The following is a 19,285-nucleotide window of genomic DNA, read 5'->3' on the forward strand; positions in this document are numbered from 1 at the left end:
GACAATGACCCGGTGAGCACCGACCTCTACGCCGTCACCGTCCTGGGCCACGACCGTCCCGGCATCATCGCCGCCACCACGGCCGGCCTCGCCGAGCTCGGGCTCAACATCGAGGACTCCACCATGACCCTGCTGCGGGGTCACTTCGCGATGATGCTGCTGTGCCGCGGTGCGGCCGACGGCGCTGCCATCGAGCGCGCCCTCGCCCCGCTGGCCGCCGACGGTGACCTCGACGTCGCCGTCCGCCCGGTCACCGACGAGCCCGCCCCCGCCGCCGGCGGTACGTCATGGGTGCTCACCGTCCACGGCGGCGACCGCTCCGGCATCGTCTCGGCCATCATCACCGAGGTCGCCCAGGCCGGCGGCAACATCACCGACCTGACCACTCGCCTGGCCGGCGACCTCTACCTGCTCGTCGCCGAGCTCGCCCTGCCCGTCGGTGCCGACGTCGCGGCCGTCGAGACCGCCATCCGTACGGCGGCCGAGCGGGTCGGCGTCACCGCCACCCTGCGCCCGGCCGAGGCCGACGAGCTGTGACCAGCGAGCGCGTCGCCGCCTGGTCCGAGACCGAGCTGGGCGTCGAGGGGCGCGTGCGCGACGTCGTACGGGCGCCGGAGGGTGTGCTCTCCGCCCGGGGCGCCGACGTCGACCCCACCGACCCCGAGATCGTCCAGCTCGCCGCCGACCTCGTCGCCACCATGCGCGTCAGTCCCGGCTGCGTCGGCCTCGCCGCCAACCAGGTCGGCGTCGGCGTCCGGATGTTCTGCGTCGACGTCGTCGAGCACCCCAAGACCCGCACCCACCACGGCACCTTCGTGCTCTGCAACGCCGAGGTCGTCGAGTCCAGCCGCAACGAGAAGGCCCGCGAGGGCTGCATGAGCGTCCCCGACTTCACCGGCGACGTGAAGCGCGCCTCGCGGCTGACCGTCCGCGGCCAGCTGCCCGCCACCGGCGAGTCCGTCGAGTTCAGCACCGACGCCTTCGAGGCCCGCGCCCTGCAGCACGAGATCGACCACACCGACGGCTTCCTGTTCCTCGACCGGGTCGCCGGGGCGCACGCGATCTATCCCCGCCAGACCTACTTATGAGCCGGGCCGGTCGCGTCCCGCCCCCGTATCCCAACCGGTAGAGGAAGCCGCCTTAAAAGCGGTCCGAGTGTGGGTTCGACTCCCACCGGGGGCACCGAGAGCCGAACCCCCGCGGTGGATCAGGCGTTCTTGATCGCGGAGATGTCGAACTCGAGCTTGATCTTCTCGGAGACGAGGACGCCGCCGGTCTCGAGCGCGGCGTTCCAGGTCAGGCCCCAGTCCTTGCGGTTGACGGTGACGTCGCCCTCGAAGCCGACGCGGATGTTGCCGAAGGGGTCCTTGGCCGAGCCGTTCTCCTCGAACTCGATGGTGACCGGCTTGGTCACGTCCTTGATGGTGAGGTCGCCGGTGATGGACCACTCGTTGCCGTCGCGGGTGACGTCGGTGGAGACGAACTTCCACTCGGGGTAGGTGGCGACGTCGAAGAAGTCGGGGGAGGTGAGGTGGCCGTCGCGGTCGGGGCTGCCGGTGCTGACGCTGGCGGGGTTGATGGTCAGGGTGACCGAGGAGGCGGCGGGGTTGGCGGTGTCGATGTGGGCGGTGGCGGTCCAGTCGGTGAACTGGCCGCGGACCTTGGTGACGACCGCGTGGCGGGCGACGAAGCCGAGGCGGCTGTGGGCGGTGTCGAGGGTGTAGTCGCCGCTGATGTCGGTGAGGGCTGGGGATTCGCTCATCCCTCCACTATCGGCCGGTACGACACCCCGGCCCCCGGCCGCCGCGGAACCGTGCGCAAAACGCCGGAAGTCAGCCGCTCTCGCCCTCGATGCTCTCGCCCTGCCGGCCGCGCCGGGCGAGCCACACGACGGCCCCGGTCGCCGTCCCGCCCCCGCCGAGCAGGAGCACCAGCCACCACGGGAACCCGGCCGGCGCGCGGTCGGCGCCGGGCCCGAGGATCGCCGTCCCGGCGGGTGGCGTGGCGGGGGCATCGACCCGGTGCCCGCGGACGAGCAGGCGGTGGCTGTTGACGCCGATGGGCGTGCACGTGACGAGGGTGAGCAGGTCGGCGCCGGGCTCGATGCGCAGCGACTCGGTCTGGTCGGGCTCGACGGTCTCGACCCCGTCGACCTCGTAGTAGAGGGTCTGGTCGAGGACGTTGACGGCGAACAGATCACCGCGCCGGGCCTCGTGCAGGTCGTCGAAGAGCTTGTGCACGTAGCCCGAGTGCGAGGTCAGCACCGCATGGCTGCCGGCGCCGCCGACCGGGAGGCTGGAGCCGAAGAGGTGGCCGGCGCCCTTGGTCAGCACGGACGGCGCGGTGCCGTGGTAGATCGGCAGCTGGATGCCCAGGCGGGGGTAGGAGATCCGCCCGATCACGCCACCGGCGTCGGCGAGGGCGAGCTGCTGCTCGTAGCTGCCGGGGTCGAGGCCCGGCGCGGTGTCGCGGCTCGTCCACGGGTCCTGGAGCCGGCCGTGGGGGAGCGAGGCGTTGTAGCGGCGGGCGTCCTCGAGCAGGCGCGAGCGCGCTGCGGGCGCGGTCTGCTCGATCTCGCGGGCGTAGCCGGTGACGGCGTCGCGGTGGCCGATGTCGGCGTACCAGGTGGCAGCGGCGGGATAGAGGAGCAGCCCGAGGCCCGCCCACACCATCACCACGACGACGAGCAGGTCCCACCGGACCCGCGCGCGCGGACGGCGCACGCGGGCCGGTGGGGTGCGCAGGGACACGGTCGCTCAGGCCTCCGCGCCGGTACGACGACGGCCGCGGACCACCGCGACCAGCACGCCGCCGCCGAGCAGCAGCAGGCCGAGCAGGGTCACCAGTGCGGTGCCGCCGCCACCGGTGAGGGGCAACGTCCAGCCGGCGTTGTGGGGCACGTTCTCGATCGAGATCGTGACCGTGCTCGGGTCGTCGCTGGTCACGTCGACCTGGACCGGCTCGGCGAGCAGCTCGAAGCCGTCGGGGGCCTTGGTCTCGACCAGCCAGTACGAGCGGTAGTCGGGGTCGCCGATCTCGAGCGCGCGGCCGTCGGCATAGCCGGAGTAGCGCAGGCCGCCGATCACCGCGCGGCCGTCGGCGCCGGTGGTCCAGGTGTCGACGCCGTCGATGACGATCGGGTTGCGCTGGGCGCGGGCGTCGGCCTCGCTGGCGTAGACCTGGAACTCGGCGCCGGCCAGCCGGTCGCCGGCGGCGCGCAGGGCGGAGCCGCTGCTGCCCGGGGTGGCCTCGACCTTCTCGATCACGATGACGCCCCAGCGGCTGTCGACCGGCGGGGTGACGATCGGTCCGCCGGGCTCACCGGGCCGGTGCTCGGTGCTGGCCTCGTTGGGATAGACGATCGCCTCGTTGGTGATCGTGCCGGCCGCGTTGGCCGCCGTGGTGATGACGACCTCGACCTGGGCCTCGGTGGCGTTGGCGGCCAGGATCGCCCGGCCGGCGGCGGTGAACTCGACGGTCACGGTGTTGGTCGCGGCGTCGAAGGCGATGGTGTAGTCGGTGCCCTCGCTCAGCGCGGCGTCGTTGGTGAGCCGGACGGCGGTCGACTTGTGGTCGAGGCGGGTGTCGAGCTTGTCGACGATCCGGTAGAGGTCGATCTCCTCGACCCGCGGGATGTCGGCCTTGATCGTCCAGGTCACGTCGTCGCCGAGCTTGACGCTGGCGCTGTCCTCGACGCTCTTGGTCGCGCTGGTGACGGCGTTCTTGGGATAGACGTGGACGTCGTAGAGCCAGGTGTCGCGCTCGGTCGGGTGGGTCAGCGGGAGCGTCACCAGGAACGGCTTCGACGGCGTCACACCGGCCGGGTAGGCGGTCTCGGTGACCAGGTAGAGCCCGAGCGGCAGCCCGGTGAGGCTGACATCGCCGTCGGCGTCGGTGACGCCGGTGCGCCCGGGCGACTCGGCCCGCGCGGCCGCCTGCTCGGTGCTCAGCGACGCAGCCTCGCGCCAGCCGGCGTTGGTGGTCAGGTCGATGTCGGCGACCCGCTGGACGGTGAACTCGACGCCGGCCAGCGGCTTCTGGCCGGCCGTGTCGGTCTCGAGACCGTCGGCCGGCGGCCCGAAGTCGTCGGGCTGCTCGAGCTTGTGGATGTGCAGGGACGCCGTCGCATCGGGGTCGATGTCGACGACCGGGGCCGCCTGGGCGGCGCCGGCGCCGAGGCCGATCCCCAGCAGCATCATCAGGACGGTGCTCAGCACGCGTCGCAAGGTGGTCGGCACGGAAATTGCTCCTCGGGTTGGGTGGGACGGGTACGTGGGGTCGATCAGGGCGTCAGGCACGGTGGGGTCGGCGGCGGGCCAGCCCGGCCGCGGCGCCGAGCACGAGCAGCGCGCCGCCGAGCACGAGCAGCGCGCCGCCGAGCAGGCGTAGGTGCTCGGAGCCGCTGCCGCCGGTGGCGGGCAGGGTGAGGGTCGGTGCGGACGTCGGGTGCTCGGTCGTGCAGCCGTCGGTGCTGCCGCCGGGCGCGCACCGCTCCGGCGGGCTCGCGCCGTCGCCGGTGACGACATTGCGCAGGGTGCGCGCCCAGGCGTCGTCGTCGACGCGGACCTGGTAGCGCAGGCGCGCGGACTGCCCGGCGCTCAGCTGGAACGGGGCGGTGCGCAGGGTCGTGCCGGTCGGGTCGGGGACCGCGGTCGGCGTACCGCCGTCGATGGTGAGGCTCGCCGATCCGGGTACGAAGGCGGCGCTGTCGAGCACGCCGCTCAGGTCGTCCTCGAGCACCGCGTCCGGTACGACGCCCCGGCGCACCGAGGCGTCCACCAGGTAGGTCACGACCTCGCCGGGTCGCACCTCCGCGCCGCTCGTGGGCTCGGCGCGCTTGCCCATCGTCCAGGCGGCGTCCTCGACGGGGTTCTCGGTGCAGCTCGTGGCCGGCGTGCACGGCGGATCGGTCGGGTTGCCGGGCACGACCAGGTTGCGCAGCACCCGGTCGCCGAGGTCGGCGGACCGGTCGACGCGCACCTGGTAGGTCACCGTGCGGGTCTCGCCGGCCGGCACCGAGCCCCCGATGCGGAGCCGGTCGCCGTCGAGCGCCGCGCGCAGGGGGGCCTGCGCGTCGATCGAGCCGGGTACGAGCGTCGCGTCGTCGAGCACGCCGGTGAGCACGTCGGTGTGGTCGACCGCGGCGGACCGGCGTCCGGCGGTGTTGTCGAAGCCCAGCGTGTAGCGGACGAGCTGCCCCGGCGAGACCGCCGTACCGCTGGCCGGGTCGACGCTCTTGGTGACCACGATCGGCCGTTCCACCGGGGTGTTGACGAAGCGGCAGGTCAGCCGGGTGCTGGCGGGGAAGGACGCGATCCGGATCGTGCTGCCCGTGCCGGTGGCGTACGTCGCCCCGGTGTCGGCGTTCGTGCAGCGCCAGGTGGTCGTGTAGTCGGCCAGCCCGCCGCTGCGGGTCGCGGCCTCGCGCAGCTCGTAGGTGGCGCCGGTGAACGCGGGCGACGGACCGGCGGAGTCGGGCTGGAGGCCGGTCGCCGTACCGGAGGTGGTGGCGGTGGCCGTGGTGCTCTCGCCGCCGTCGGTGATCCGGTGGATGCTCAGCCGGAACTGGTCGTCGGGCAGGTCGCGGCCCACGACCTCCTTCTCCAGGCGCAGCGTGCCGGGGGACTGGCAGGAGGCGAGGTCCGAGCCGAGGTTGAGGTTGGTCTGCACCAGGCGCGAGATGGGCCGCAGCGTGTTGGGGTCGAAGGTGCGGTGGCTGGTGACCGCAGTGCTGGCGTTGGCCGCCTGGACCACGATCGCGCCGGTGGAGTCGAAGGCGATGCCGTTGTAGGACATGCCGGTCGGCGTCTCGATGGTCTCCGAGACCGCCGACGGTGCGATCGGGTCGCCGTTGCGCGGTGCCGCCTCGACGCGCTCGCGGCTGACCGAGAGCAGCTGGGACCTGCCGTCACCGGAGTAGAGGAAGTAGAAGTTGCCCTGGTCGTCGAAGTCGATGTCGCCGTTCATCGAGCCGTTGGCGACCACCGAGCCCGCGGGCATCGCGATCGTCGCCCGCAGCGCGACACCGCTCGCGGGCTTGTACTCGAAGACGTCGATCGCCCAGCCGGCGGGGAAGCGGGCGTCGTTCGGCCGGTCCTGGATGTTCATGAAGTAGTAGGCGCCGTTGATCGGGTGCACCGCGCCGCCGATGGTCTTGAACGTCTTCTGCTCGCCGGTGCTCGTGCGGCGCCCGGAGTCGTACCAGTAGTCGGTCGCGACCCGGGTGCCGCTGGTCGCGCCCGGCGCCATCCGGTAGATGTCGACCAGCCAGCGGTCCTGGGCGGCGTTGGCGGCGCGGACCACGCGCGGCTGCAGCGCGTAGAAGGTGCCGTCGGGCGCCACCCCGAGCGCGTTGGCGGGCCCGTAGGAGCTCGCGGTCGGCGACGCGGGGCCGTTCTCCCAGGGCCGGGTGATGCCGAGGGTGCCGACCTGGGTCAGGGTGCTCGGTGGCGTCGGCGGGGTGCCGCTCATCTGGGCGCGGCCGACGGTGCCGTCGACCGTGACGGCGTAGTAGAGCCCCGGCGTGCAGTACGGCGTCGGTGCGGGCGCCGCTGCCGGCGCTCCCGCCGCTCCGGCCGACGCCGTGGCGCCGGGCAGGGCGAGGAGCCCGGCCCCGGTGAGCAGGGCGAGCACGAAGGCGCGCAGGCGCGCTCGGGAACGCGGTGCGACAACAGGACGGCGCATGCGAAGGAAACCCCCAGGGGACGTCGGCGACAGGTACTGCGGGTCGTCCGTCTGTGCTGAGGTCCACCCGCCCGGGCAGCGGCGCGGCTCGGGTTCCACCACTGTCTTCGGTGGTCGCGGAGAACGAAAGCCAGGACCGGGAGGCGTTCGCATTTCGTAGATGCGGGCCGCTGGATCGACGTTTTGCGAACACGGGCCCGGGTTGCGCTTCCGTGCCGACCCTCCCGTCGTTCTCATGGTCGAGGGGGGACGGATGAGTGACAGTCGTGCGCGCGCAGGGGGGCCCGACGAGGCGGCGCCCGCGCGCTATGTCGAGGTGACCGGGATCGACGCCTGGGCCGACGCGTGCAGTTGCGCCTACGTGCCGTTGGCGGTCGACGTCGCGAGCCCGTACCGGCCACCGGCCACCCCCGGGGTCGACGTCCGCGGAGCGGTGCGCGAGCGGGTCCTGGGGACCGTGGGGATCACCCAGATCGGCTCGACGCCGGCCACGGTGACCCGCACCGAGCGGTCGGTGCGCACCGACCCGCGCGAGGTGTTCATGGTCGCCGTCTTCCTCGGCGGGGGTGGGACGACCGTGCAGGCGGGCCGGGTCGCCCGTTGCGCCCGGCGCAGCGGGTTCCTCATGGACGGCGACCGGCCCTACAGCATGCGCTTCGAGGAAGGCAACGACCTGCTGGCGCTGCGGCTGCCGCGCGAGCGGCTCACCGCCTCCGACCGGACGCTGCGCGGGATCACGAGCACAGCCGTCCCGGGTTCGAGCGACACGCTCAACGTGCTCCGGCGCTACCTGGCCGGGCTGGTCGCGATGCGCCGTCCGATCGCGGCGCCCGCGGTCGCGACCCACCAGGAGATCGCCGTCGAGCTCGCCAACGCGCTCGTCCACGAGATGGTCTACCCGGAGCGCTCGATGCCGGCGCTGAGCGGGGGAGCGCTGGTGGCCAGCGTGCGCTGGTTCATGGACCAGAACTACGCCGACCCGCAGCTGAGCATCGACGAGATCGCGCGCCGGTTCATGATCTCGCGCCGCTACCTGGAGAAGCTCTTCGCCGCGATCGACGACGGTGCCCCCGCCGCCTACCTGCGCCGACAGCGGTTGCGGCGCGCGGCAGCCCTGCTCGCGGCGTACCCGGAGCTGAAGGTCGAACGCATCGCTCGCGACGTCGGCTTCATCGACGTCAACACCTTCGCGCGCGCCTTCCGCCGCGAGTTCGGGGCCAACCCCCGGACGTGGCGCCGCGACCGCGGCCGCACCAGCGCCGCGCTGCTGGCCCCGGGCCCGGGCCGGCCGCTGCTCGCCAGCCTCGACGAGTTCGACTGGACGGCCTGAATCGTCGTTTTGCGAACAGCCCGCCGCGGTTCGTGGCGCGCCCCCGGCCCGGCCGGAATCATCCCGTCCCATCGCGGTGGTGCTCGGTGCTTGCGAACGGGGGGACGCATCAATGTCGATGTCGGGTGTACTGGTCCTGCGAAGGCTGCTCCTGCTCCTCACCTGCCTGCCGCTCCTGCTGGCGGGGCTGGTCGCGCTCAGCGTGACCAGCGCGCCGCGGGCCGTGGCGGCCCCCGCGCTCGACTGCAGCCAGGTCTACGGGCTCCAGATCCCGCACCCCTACACGATCTGGCGGGTCGACACGATGACCGGCACCCAGACCTCGGTGGGCCGGATGAACTGGTCCAACCAGACCTATGCCTTCAACGCGATGGGGATCTCCGGCGACGGTGGCGCGATCTACTCGGTCCTGGCCACCACGAACCCGAACGACGGCGATCAGCGCTACGTCGCCACCTACACGCGCGCGACCGACACCTACCGACTGACGCGCGTGGCCAACGCGTTGGCGTACTCCCACGGGGCCTTCAACGCCGCGACCGGCATCTACTACTACGGAGGCGTCGACTCCTCCAACGTGATGTCGATCTACGGCTACAACCCCGCCACCAACGCTGATCTCGGCCTGGTCGCTCGGGGCCCGGTCCCCGTGGGCCGCAACGGCGACATGGCCTTCGACGCCCAGGGCAACCTCTACCTCTCGACCGGCGACACCAACGGCAACAACGCGGTCTCGGTGATCAAGCAGGACCTGCCGACCGCACGCGTCGGCCGGCCGCTCGCCCTCCAGGCGACCGAGCTGGCCCGGGTCCAGACCACGGCGGGGCAGCCGTTGGTCGGCCTCGCCTTCGCCGGCACCGGATACCTGCACGTGGCGAGCCGGGCCACGATCTTCCAGATCAACCCCACGACCGGTGCGGTGGTCCACAGCGCGCCGATGGTCGACGCCAACCGGCTCGGCGACCTCGCCTCGTGCGCGGCACCCAACACCGTCGAGGTGGCCAAGGACTTCCCGAGCGGGCGCAAGGACCCGGGCGACCAGGTCACCCTCTCCGTCACCGGCGGCGGCATCACCCGGGCCAACACCGCGACCACCGCGGGCAGCGCCGACGGCGTCCAGCCCCAGGTGGCCGGTCCGGTCCTGGCCCTGACCGGGACCCGCTACACGATCACCGAGACCGGCGCAGGTACGGGCTTGCCGGACTACCGCAGTCGCTGGACCTGCGTCGACCAGAACGCCGGCGACGTGGTGATCGCCTCCGGCACGGGCACGACGGGCAGCTTCGTCATGCCCGACGGCGGTACTGACGGCGTGGCCGCGCTGTGCACCTTCGCCAACGACGCGATCCGGCCGGCGCTCACCATCGACAAGACCGCCGACCGGACCGACCTCGTCGCCGGTGAGACGATCACCTACTCCTTCGAGGTCACCAACACCGGCAACGCGCCGCTGCGCGACATCACCGTCGACGAGACCTCCTTCGACGGGGCCGGTGACCTCTCCACGGTGACCTGCCCGGCCGGCGAGCTCGCCCCGACCGAGAGCACGACCTGCACGGCGACCTATGTCGTCCAGCAGGCCGATGTCGACCGCGGCCGGATCACCAACGCCGCGACCGCCAGCGGTACGCCGACCACCGGCGGCGACCCGGTCACCTCACCGCCCGACGAGATCAGCGTGCCCCAGGAGCCGATCCCCACGCTGCGCCTGGTCAAGACCGCCGACCGGGCCGAGGCCCAGCGCGCCGGACAGACGATCAGCTACTCGTTCCTGGTCACCAACACCGGCAATGTCACCCTGCACTCGGTGAGGATCGACGAGACCGCCTTCAACGGCAGCGGCACGATGTCGGCGGTGACCTGTCCGGCGGGCCCGCTGGCCCCGCGGGCGAGCGTGACCTGCACAGCCACCTACCGGCTGACCCAGACGGATGTCGACGCCGGTGAGCCGCTGGTCAACACGGCCACCGCCGCGGCCACCACGCCCGGTGGCGAGCCGGCCGTCTCGGGGGAGTCCTCCGCGACCGTGCGCGTGCCTGCGGACCCCGAGCTCGACCTCGAGAAGATCGACCGGATCGACCTCGGTCCCGACGGGGTACCGACCGCCGGCGACGTCATCACCTACACCTTCCGGGTCACCAACCGCGGCAACGTCACGGTCGACCAGGTCGCCATCGACGAGCAGGAGTTCACCGGCACCGGCGCCCTCTCGCCGATCGACTGTCCCTCGACCGGCCCACTCGCCCCCGGCGAGCAGCTGAGCTGCACGGCGACCTACGCCCTGACCCAGGCCGACATCGACGCCGGCCAGGTCGACAACACCGCGGTCGCGACCGGCACCGACCCGAGCGGCGACCCGGTCACCTCGCCGCCGTCCACCACCGGTGAGCCGATCGAGAACGCGCCGCGGCTCGAGCTGGTCAAGACCGCGCTCCCGGTGGCGGCCTCCCGGGCGGGCGAGGTGGTGAGCTACCAGTTCAAGATCACCAACACCGGCAATGTCACCGTCCACGACGTCGGCGTCGACGAGCAGGCGTTCTCCGGACTCGGTGCGCGCCCGGACGTCTACTGCCCACCCGCCGCCGCGTCCCTGCGCCCCGGGGCCTCGGTGACCTGCTTCGTGCGCTACACGCTCACCCAGGCCGACGTCGACCGTGGCCAGGACCTGACCAACACCGCCCGGGCGAGCGCGGCCGACCCCCATGGCGACCCGGTGCAGTCCCCGCCGAGCGAGGCGGTCGTCGACCTGGCCGACGAGCCGTCGATCACCCTCGTCAAGTCCGCCGACACCCGCTCCCTCGCGCCGGTCGGCAAGACCGTGCGCTACTCCTTCATCGTCACCAACACCGGCAACCTCACCCTGCGCGAGATCGACGTCACCGAGGGCACGTTCACCGGCGCCGGTCCGATGTCGGCGATCAGCTGCCCGCCGGTCGAGGCGCTGGCCCCGGACGCCTCGATCACCTGCACCGCGACCTATGTCGTCCAGCAGGCCGACGTCGATCGTGGCACGCTCGATAACTCCGCCACCGCCGGCGGTACGCCGCCGCACGGGCCGCCCGTCACCTCCGAGCCGAGCCGGGCCCGGCTCACCGAGGCGCCCGCGCCGCGGCTCAGCATCGACAAGCGCGCCGACCGCCAGGTGGTCACCCGGGCGGGTGAGGTCATCGCCTACTCCTTCGTGGTCACCAACACCGGCAACGTGAGCCTGCGCGAGATCACCGTCGCCGACACCGGGCACAGCGGCAGCGGCGAGCTGTCGGCCGTGGTGTGCCCGGCCGAGCCGGCTGTGCTCATCCCGGGCGCGTCCACGACCTGCACCGCGACCTATGCGGTCACCCAGGCCGACATCGACGCCCAGGCGCCGCTGACCAACGCCGCTACCGCCGGCGGCACGCCGCCGCAGGGCGACTCGATCACGTCCCTGCCCGACCAGGTCGAGGTCGACGTGGTCCAGGACCCGGCGCTCACCCTCACCAAGTCGGTCAGCCCCGACGACACGCTGCGGGCGGGCGAGACGCTGACCTACACCTTCGTGGTCACCAACTCCGGCAACACCACCCTTCACGACGTCGACGTCACCGAGACCCAGTTCACCGGGGCGGGCCGGCTCAGCGAGATCACCTGCCCGACGAGCACCCTGGTGCCCACCGAGCAGATGACCTGCACGGCCAGCTACGTCGTGGAGCAGGCCGACGTCGACGCCGGGCGGGTCTACAACGCGGCCAACGCTTGGGGCCGTGATCCCCAGGGCGGCGAGCACGGCTCTGGGCCGGCGGAGGCCGCCGTACCCCAGGCGCCGGCGCCGCGGCTGAGCCTGGTCAAGTCCGCCGACCGGGACGGGATCACCGCCGCCGGCCAGTCGATCACCTACACCTTCGCGCTCACCAACACCGGCAACGTCACCATCGCCGACTGGCACGTCGACGAGGTCTCCTTCGACGGCTCGGGCACGATGGGCGCGCTCACCTGCCGTCCGGCCGGAGGGCCGCCGGGCGAGCCGGGGCCGCGCCTCGCGCCGGGCGAGACGGTGCTCTGTACGGCGACCTACGTGACGACCCAGGCCGACGTCGACCGCGGCGGCCGGCTGACCAACACTGCGGTCGCGGGTGGCACGGCGCCCGGCGGAGCGAGCGTCGCCTCCGACCGCGACAGCGTCTCCGTTCCGGTGACGCCGAGCTCCTCGATCGCGCTGACCAAGTCCGCCGACAAGGCCGAGCTGGTCGCGGGTGAGACCGTCACTTACTCCTTCGTGGTGGCCAACACCGGCACGGTGACCCTGCGCGAGATCGTCGTGCGCGACACCTCGTTCTCGGGGTCGGGCGCGCTCTCGGCCATCAGCTGCCCGGTGACCACGCTGGCGCCCGGTGCCCGGACGACGTGCACGGCGACCTACGAGGTCACCCAGGACGACGTCGACGCCGGCACCCTCGACAACCGGGCCACCGCCGCCGCGACCCCACCGGGCGTCGACGAGCCCGTCGTGTCCGCTCCCTCGCAGGTCACGATCCCCGCCGGCCAGGCGCCGGCGCTCTCCCTCGACAAGTCGGTCGAACCGCGCCGCGACATCGTGGCCGGCACCCGGCTGACCTACTCCTTCCGGGTCACCAACACCGGCAACGTGACGCTGCGCGAGGTCGCGGTCACCGAGGGTGACTTCTCCGGTACCGGCGCGCTGTCCGCGATCACCTGCCCGGCCCGGCCGCTGCGCCCGGGCGACGCGACCACGTGCACGGCGACCTACGAGGTCACCCAGGCCGACGTCGACGCCGGCTCGTTGACCAACACCGCGACCGCCGCTGCGACGCCGCCGCAGGGCGACCGGCTCACCTCGGCGCCCGACACCGAGGTCCTCCCGCTGCCGCCGGCGCCCGCGCTGAGCCTGGTGAAGTCCTCCGACGCGACGGACCTACGGGTCGGTCAGGTGGTCACCTACGCGTTCGCGGTCACCAACACCGGCACCGTGACCCTCACCGACGTCAGCGTCACCGAGGGCGCGTTCTCCGGGTCAGGCGCGTTGTCGCCGATCACCTGCCCGCCGGGCGCCCTCGCCCCCCAGGCGCAGATCACCTGCGTGGCGACCTACACCGTGACCCAGGACGACGTCGACGCCGGCGCGCTCACCAACACCGCAACGGCACACGGCACCCCGCCGACCGGCGACCCGATCGCCTCGCCGCCCTCGTCGGCGACGGTCCAGGCCCCCGGGACCGCCGCCCTCTCGCTGGTCAAGAAGGCCGACCGCACGGTCCTGCGGGCCGGCGAGACGGTGACCTACTCCTTCGAGGTGACCAACACTGGGACCGTACGACTGCGCGAGGTCGCCGTGACCGAGACAGCGTTCTCCGGGTCCGGCACGCTCTCCGCGATCACCTGCCCCGGCACCGCGCTCGCGCCCGGCGAGTCGATGACCTGCACGGCGACCTACGAGCCCACCCAGGCCGACGTCGACGCCGGCGCGCTCACCAATACCGCGACCGCGGGCGCGACGCCGCCGCGCGGGCCGGCGGTGAGCTCACCGCCCGCGCGCGTCGACGTACCGGTGACGCCGGCGCCGTCCCTGAGCCTGGTCAAGCGTGCCGACACCCGTACCGTCGGCGTCGGCGACCGGATCACCTACTCCTTCGTGGTGACCAACACCGGCAACGTGACGCTGCGCCGGCTCGAGGTCCGCGAGGAGCGGTTCTCCGGCTCCGGCCGGCTCGGCACGGTGCGCTGTCCCGCGCTCGGCGCCGGGCTAGCGCCGGGCCAGCGGATCGTCTGCACGGCCGACTACCGGGTGACCGCGGCCGACGTCCGGGCCGGGGGCCTGCACAACGTGGCCTCGGCCCAGGCCGTCGCCGACGGCACGCCCACGGTGATCGTCAGCGGACCCTCGGCCGTCGACCTGCCACCGGCGCCTGCCTCGACCCCTGCCCATGGCGGCGCTCTGCCGGCCACCGGGTCGCCGGTGGGCTGGCCGCTGCTCGCGCTCGGCGTCCTCCTGACCCTGCTCGGTGGGGCGGCGGTCCTCGTCGGCCGGCGCTTCTGCTGAGAGCAGAAGACTCCGCGAGCGCCCCGGACGGGCCGATCCGCCGACCTACGATGAGGCATGGCCGAGGAGCAGAAGGCAGCGGAGCCGCTGTGGCGTGACGTGCTGGGACGACGACTGCGCGACCTGCGCCGCGAGCGCGGCGAGACGCTGACCGAGACCGCGCAGCGCGCAGGCATCTCGCCGCAGTACCTCTCCGAGATCGAGCGCGGCATCAAGGAGCCCAGCAGCGAGATGATCGCCGCAGTGGCCGGCGCGCTCGGGCTCACGCTCCTCGACCTCACCGCGGCGATCACGGGGGACCTTTCCGTCGTCCGGTCCGGCGGCGGGCTCCACTCGGTGCCGGCCGGGACGTCGGCCTCGGTCCTGGCGCTCGCCGCCTAACCCGACAGCGCGAGGGGGTCGCGCTCCTCGATGACGTGGTCGAGCAGCCCGTAGTCGCGGGCCGCGGTCGCGGTGAACACCCGGTCGTGGTCGGTGTCCGCGCGCAGGGTGGCGGTGTCCTGGCCGGTGTGGCGCGACAGGATCCGCTCGATGTCGGCGCGCACCCGGACCACCTCGTCGGCCTGGAGGATGAGGTCGGGGATGGCGCCGCGGCCCTGCGCCGCGGGCTGGTGCAGCACGATCCGGGCGTGGGGAAGTGCGGCCCGCTTGCCGGGCGCGCCGGCCGCGAGGAGTACCGCACCGACCGCGATCGCCTGACCCACGCAGGTCGTCGCGACCTGGGGGCGGATGTACTGCATCGTGTCGTGGACGGCGAGCATCGCGCTCGGGTCGCCGCCCTCGCAGTTGATGTAGAGCTGGATGTCGCGCTCGGGGTTGTCGGCCTCGAGGTAGAGCAGCTGGGCCACGAGGGTGTTTGCGACGCCGGCGTCGATCGCCGTGCCGACGTACACGACGCGTTCGGTGAGCAGGTGCGAGTAGACGTCCATCACCCGTTCGCCGCGCGGGTGCTGGGCGATGACGTTGGGGACCAGGTAGCTGTTCACCGGGCGGCTCCCGTCGCGAAGGTGCCGAGCCCGACCGGGCGCCGGTGCGGTGGTACGACGGCGTCGAAGCTGGTCACGACCTCGTCGATGAAGCCGTAGTCGAGGGCCTGCTGGGCGGTGTACCAGCGGTCGTGCAGGGAGTCCTCGAAGATCCGGTCGAGCGGCTGCCCGGTGTCGGCGGCGATGAGGGCGAGGACCGTGTCGCGGGTGTGGCGCAGGTCCTGGGCCTGGAGCTCGATGTCGACCGCGGTACCGCCGATCCCGGCCGAGCCCTGGTGCATGAGCACCCGGGCATGGGGCAGAGCGCGCCGTCGTCCCGGTTCGCCGGCGGAGAGCAGGAACTGCCCGGCACTGCACGCGATGCCCAGCGCCAGGGTCGAGACCGGACAGGGGACCAGGCGCATCACGTCGCGGATGGCGAGCATGGCGGGCACCGATCCGCCGGGGGAGTGGATCCACAGCGCGATCTCCGCGGTGGGGTTCTCGGCCGCCAGCGCGATCACCTGGGTGGCCAGCAGCATGCCGTTGTCGTCGTCGAGTGCGCCGTCGAGGACCAGGACGCGTTGCTGGTACAGCTCGCGTCGCGCCCGGTCGTCGAAGAGGCGGGGGCCGTTGTCGTTGCTCATGACGCCACCCTCCGCGGAGCCGACCGCCCGGACCAGGCGATTCCGCCCACAGCGGCGGCGCGCTGCTCACAGCAGCGGGGCGGCGACTCACTGCGGCGGGGCGGCGACTCACTGCGGCGGGGCGGCGAACCGTCGCTCCCGGAGCCGCGTGGCGGCGGCGAGCGCGCCGAGCGCGAAGCCCGCTCCGAGCAGGCTGGACGCCACCCAGCCGCCCGCCGCATAGGCGGCGGCCGTGGTCGCGGCGCCGAGCGCCGAGCCGAGCGAGTAGAACACCATGTAGCCGCCGATGACGCTGCTGGACCGCCCCGGGTAGGCCTCGGTGAGCCGGTGCTGGTTGTCGACGTGGACCGCCTGCACGGCGTAGTCCAGGAGCACCACGCCGACGCCGAGCACCCACAACGACCACGGCGCCTGGGCGATCGCGAGCCAGGACCCGACCAGGACGACGAGCGCGGTGCGGACCGCGGTCGTGCTCGCGGTCGTGGTCCGGGCTCGGCCGGTCCGGGCCGCGCCCAGCGCGCCGGCCAGCCCGGCGAGGCCGAACAGCCCGACCTGCGCGGAGGTCAGGTGCCAGGGGTCCGCGGCGAGCGGCAGCGCCAGTCCGCTCCACAGCGTGCCGAACGCGGCGAACAGGAAGAACGCGACCAGTCCGCGCGCGACGAACAGTCGGTCGCGCAGGAGCCCGCCGAGCCCGCCGCGCACCCGCCCGGCCGACCTGTCCCGCGGGTCCGGCGGCAGTACGACGCGGGCGAGTCCGGCCAGTGCGAACGTCGCGAGCGCCAGCGCGGCGTACACGCTGCGCCAGCCGGTCAGGTCGGCGAGGAGCCCGGCGAGCAGCCGTACCCCGAGGATGCCGAGCACGACGCCGCTGGTGACCAGCCCGATCGCGCGACCGCGCTCGGCGGCGGGCGCGAGGTCGGCGGCGTACGCCACCGCGATCTGCACGACCACGGCGAAGAGTCCTGTCGTCGCCAGTCCAGCGAGCACGAGGCCGGTCGAGCCGGCGAGGGCGACGATGGCGGTGCCGGTCCCGGTGAGCAGCAGGTGGCCGACCAGGAGCCGGCGCCGGTCGAGCAGGTCCCCGAGCGGGACCAGGACGACCAGACCGACGAGGTAGCCGAGCTGGCCGGCGGCGACCAGCCAGCCGAGGGTGCCGCCGCCGATCCCCAGGTCCGCGCCCATCGCGACCAGGACCGGCTGGGCGGCGTAGATCGTGGCCACCGCGACGGCTCCCACCGCGGCGAGCAGGAGGGTGCGGGTGCACGCGGGGGTGGTCATCTGGCTCCTTGAGTTTCATATTGCAACTGTCTCGCTTCAGGCTAGGCGAGATATGGTTGCGATCTGAAACCGAAGGGGTGGGCGACGTGGCCGACAAGATCGACGGGATCGACTGGACCGACCCGGAGTGCCCGGTCGCGCGGACGCTCGACCTGGTGGGCGACCGGTGGAGCCTGCTCGTGGTGCGCGACGCGATGGACGGGGCGCAGGCGTTCGGCGACTTCCAGCGCCGCACCGGCATCGCGCGCAACATCCTGTCCGACCGGCTGCGCAAGCTCACCGAGCGCGGCGTGCTCGAACGCCGGCCGGGGCCCACCGGCAAGCGCCCGGTCTATCTGCTCACGCCGGCCGGCCGCGACCTGTTCGCCGCGGTCGTCGCGCTGCGCCAGTGGGGGGAGCGGCACGCCTTCGCGGCGGGCGAGCCGCACTCGACGCTGGTCGACGCCGAGGGGCGTCCCTTGCCCGCACTGGTCCCGCTCGACGTGGGCGGTCAGCCGCTCGCGGCCGACGGGGCGCGCGTCGTACCGGCGGGGGCTTGACTTCAGGTCCACCTGAACCGGGAGCATGATTCCCATGCACCGTCACCACCACGACCACCAGCACGACGAGTCCCCCGAAGCCCTCCGCGAGGCGCTGAGCGCTGCCTTCTGGGACGAGCGGTACGGCGGCACGGACCGGGTCTGGAGCGGCCGGCCCAACCAGCGGCTGGTCGAGCAGGTCGCCGACCTCACGCCCGGTACGGCGCTCGACGTGGCCTGCGGCGAGGGCGGGGACGCCGTCTGGCTGGCCAAGCAGGGCTGGCAGGTGACCGCCGTCGACGTCTCCGAGGTCGCGCTGGCGAAGGTCGCCGCGCACGCCGAGGACGAGGGTGTCGGCGACCGGATCAAGATCGGCTTCTACGACGCCCTGGGCGACCCGCGCCCGGCCGGACGGCACACCTTCGACCTGGTCACGGTGAGCTTCCTGCACGTCCCGCTCCCGGACTTCCCCGCGATCTACCGCGGCATCGCCGACGCGGTCGCGCCCGGCGGACGCCTGGTGGTCACCGCGCACCACCCCGAGGACGTCGCCACCGGCGCCCGGCACGACCACGGTCCCGGCCTGATGTTCGAGCCGGACCGGGTGCTGGCCACGCTCGGCGCCGACGACCCGGACGGTCCGTGGGAGGTCGAGGTCGCCGCCACGCCGACCCGCGAGCAGGCCACCGAGGACGGTCCGCTCGCCGTGCGCGACACCGTCGTCCGGCTGCGCCGGATCGGCTGAGCTTTGGGGAACCTTCTTACGCGCCCGCGCGTTCCCCCGGTAACACGCCTAGACTGAAGGCGGAGGGGCAGCCATCGTGGCCGCCCAAGCAGACTCACGACAGCCTGCGGAGGAGACCATGCAGAGCAACAACCCGGTGTTCCGGCGTTCCGAGGAGTTCAACCGGAGCGGAGCAGCCGCCTACCAGGGCTTCGGCCAGGCGCCGCAGAACGGCTACGACGCCTACGGCCAGCCCGGCACGATCACCCCCGAGGCCCCCACCCGCCAGGGCCGGATGACCATCGACTCGGTCGTCCAGTCCACCGCGATCACCCTCGGCATCACCGTCATCGCCGCCGCGATCACCTGGTTCGTCACCCCCAGCGTCGCCGACGACCCGAAGGCCGCCCTCCCGGCGCTCTCCGGCGCGGCGATGGTCGGTGCCGGCCTGGCGTTCGTCCTCTCGCTGGTCAACTCGTTCAAGCGGGTCGTCAGCCCGGCGCTGGTGATGGCGTTCGCGGTCGCCGAGGGCGTCGCGCTCGGCGCGATCAGCAAGCTCTACGACGCCGCCTTCGGCGCCGACTCGGGCAGCTACGGCGGCATCGTCATGCAGGCCGTCGTCGGTACGTTCGCTGCCTTCGCGGGCACGCTCGCGGCGTACAAGTTCTTCGACATCAAGGTCGGCCAGAAGTTCCGCACCTTCGTCGTCGCCGCGATGTTCGGCATGGTCGCGCTCGGCCTGATGGAGCTCGTCCTCAGCCTGTTCCACTCCCAGCTCGGCCTCTTCGGCTTCGGTGGCCTCGGCCTCGTGTTCTCGGTCGTCGGCCTGGTGCTCGGTGTGTTCATGCTGATCCTGGACTTCGACTTCATCGAGCAGGGCATCGCCAACGGCATCCCGGAGCGCGAGTCGTGGCGGGCCTCGTTCGGCCTGCTCGTCAGCCTGGTCTGGATCTACACCAACCTGCTCCGGATCCTCGCGATCCTCCAGCAGGACTGAACCAGTCGCGGTCGGGGCCGCTCGGTGCAACGCACCGGGCGGCCTTCGCCGTTTTCGGTCGCGGGAGTTTCGCCGGTCGACCGGCGAAACTCACGCTTGACCGACGAA

General features: G+C 72.9%; 15 protein-coding genes and 1 tRNA gene. 9 read left to right on the forward strand and 7 right to left on the reverse strand.

What is annotated here, in order from left to right:
- Positions 1–12 precede the first annotated feature (12 nt).
- From M0M48_RS03920 to M0M48_RS03930, 3 genes are all read left to right on the forward strand, one after another.
- Positions 13–537 carry a glycine cleavage system protein R gene (locus tag M0M48_RS03920; RefSeq protein ID WP_215816261.1) on the forward strand — a complete coding sequence of 175 codons (525 nt, stop codon included), beginning with the start codon at positions 13–15 and terminating at the stop codon, positions 535–537.
- Positions 534–1,088 (forward strand): peptide deformylase, encoded by a 555-nt coding sequence (gene def, locus M0M48_RS03925; RefSeq protein ID WP_257750149.1) that lies wholly within the window; start codon positions 534–536, stop codon positions 1,086–1,088. Before M0M48_RS03920 ends, def begins: the two co-directional genes overlap by 4 nt.
- Before the next feature lie 19 nt (positions 1,089–1,107).
- Positions 1,108–1,182 (forward strand) — tRNA-Leu (locus tag M0M48_RS03930).
- 25 nt (positions 1,183–1,207) lie between these two features.
- Here M0M48_RS03930 and M0M48_RS03935 read toward each other — a convergent pair.
- From M0M48_RS03935 to M0M48_RS03950, 4 genes are all read right to left on the reverse strand, one after another.
- On the reverse strand, positions 1,208–1,762 hold the full coding sequence (locus tag M0M48_RS03935; RefSeq protein WP_257750150.1) for a YceI family protein: 555 nt from the start codon (positions 1,760–1,762) through the stop codon (positions 1,208–1,210).
- Positions 1,763–1,832: 70 nt separating this feature from the next.
- Complete coding sequence (locus tag M0M48_RS03940) at positions 1,833–2,750, reverse strand: class C sortase (RefSeq protein ID WP_257750151.1); 918 nt, start codon at positions 2,748–2,750, stop codon at positions 1,833–1,835.
- Between the two features lie 6 nt (positions 2,751–2,756).
- Positions 2,757–4,238, reverse strand: coding sequence for a SpaH/EbpB family LPXTG-anchored major pilin (locus M0M48_RS03945; protein WP_257750152.1), 1,482 nt, complete (start codon positions 4,236–4,238; stop codon positions 2,757–2,759).
- Between the two features lie 52 nt (positions 4,239–4,290).
- On the reverse strand, positions 4,291–6,684 hold the full coding sequence (locus tag M0M48_RS03950) for an isopeptide-forming domain-containing fimbrial protein (protein ID WP_257750153.1): 2,394 nt from the start codon (positions 6,682–6,684) through the stop codon (positions 4,291–4,293).
- 253 nt (positions 6,685–6,937) lie between these two features.
- On the opposite strand from M0M48_RS03950, the gene M0M48_RS03955 reads away from it, so the two are divergent.
- From M0M48_RS03955 to M0M48_RS03965, 3 genes are all read left to right on the forward strand, one after another.
- On the forward strand, positions 6,938–8,014 hold the full coding sequence (locus M0M48_RS03955) for an AraC family transcriptional regulator (RefSeq protein ID WP_257750154.1): 1,077 nt from the start codon (positions 6,938–6,940) through the stop codon (positions 8,012–8,014).
- A 112-nt stretch (positions 8,015–8,126) separates the two neighbouring features.
- Positions 8,127–14,048, forward strand: a complete 5,922-nt coding sequence (locus M0M48_RS03960) for a DUF11 domain-containing protein (RefSeq protein WP_257750155.1) — start codon at positions 8,127–8,129, stop codon at positions 14,046–14,048.
- A gap of 57 nt (positions 14,049–14,105) precedes the next feature.
- Entirely contained in the window at positions 14,106–14,429 is a 324-nt protein-coding gene (locus tag M0M48_RS03965) for a helix-turn-helix domain-containing protein (RefSeq protein ID WP_257750156.1), read from the forward strand.
- On the opposite strand, the gene M0M48_RS03970 is transcribed toward M0M48_RS03965, so the two are convergent.
- From M0M48_RS03970 to M0M48_RS03980, 3 genes are all read right to left on the reverse strand, one after another.
- A complete protein-coding gene (locus tag M0M48_RS03970; protein WP_215815598.1) occupies positions 14,426–15,034 on the reverse strand; it encodes a ClpP family protease in 609 nt (202 codons plus the stop codon). The two genes, M0M48_RS03965 and M0M48_RS03970, sit on opposite strands and share 4 nt — an antisense overlap.
- Entirely contained in the window at positions 15,031–15,660 is a 630-nt protein-coding gene (locus tag M0M48_RS03975) for a ClpP family protease (protein ID WP_215815597.1), read from the reverse strand. The genes M0M48_RS03970 and M0M48_RS03975 overlap by 4 nt, the downstream gene beginning before the upstream one ends.
- A gap of 108 nt (positions 15,661–15,768) precedes the next feature.
- On the reverse strand, positions 15,769–16,938 hold the full coding sequence (locus M0M48_RS03980) for an MFS transporter (protein ID WP_257750157.1): 1,170 nt from the start codon (positions 16,936–16,938) through the stop codon (positions 15,769–15,771).
- A gap of 86 nt (positions 16,939–17,024) precedes the next feature.
- On the opposite strand from M0M48_RS03980, the gene M0M48_RS03985 reads away from it, so the two are divergent.
- The 3 genes from M0M48_RS03985 to M0M48_RS03995 all read left to right on the forward strand — a co-directional run bounded on the left by M0M48_RS03985 (position 17,025) and on the right by M0M48_RS03995 (position 19,177).
- Positions 17,025–17,477 carry a winged helix-turn-helix transcriptional regulator gene (locus tag M0M48_RS03985; RefSeq protein WP_257750158.1) on the forward strand — a complete coding sequence of 151 codons (453 nt, stop codon included), beginning with the start codon at positions 17,025–17,027 and terminating at the stop codon, positions 17,475–17,477.
- A gap of 34 nt (positions 17,478–17,511) precedes the next feature.
- Positions 17,512–18,201 (forward strand): SAM-dependent methyltransferase, encoded by a 690-nt coding sequence (locus M0M48_RS03990; RefSeq protein ID WP_215815595.1) that lies wholly within the window; start codon positions 17,512–17,514, stop codon positions 18,199–18,201.
- 118 nt (positions 18,202–18,319) lie between these two features.
- The gene (locus M0M48_RS03995) at positions 18,320–19,177 is read left to right on the forward strand and encodes a Bax inhibitor-1/YccA family protein (protein WP_215815594.1); all 858 of its coding nucleotides are present in this window, start codon (positions 18,320–18,322) and stop codon (positions 19,175–19,177) included.
- Positions 19,178–19,285 lie beyond the last annotated feature (108 nt).

The organism is Pimelobacter simplex, from assembly GCF_024662235.1.
GTDB lineage: Bacteria > Actinomycetota > Actinomycetes > Propionibacteriales > Nocardioidaceae > Nocardioides.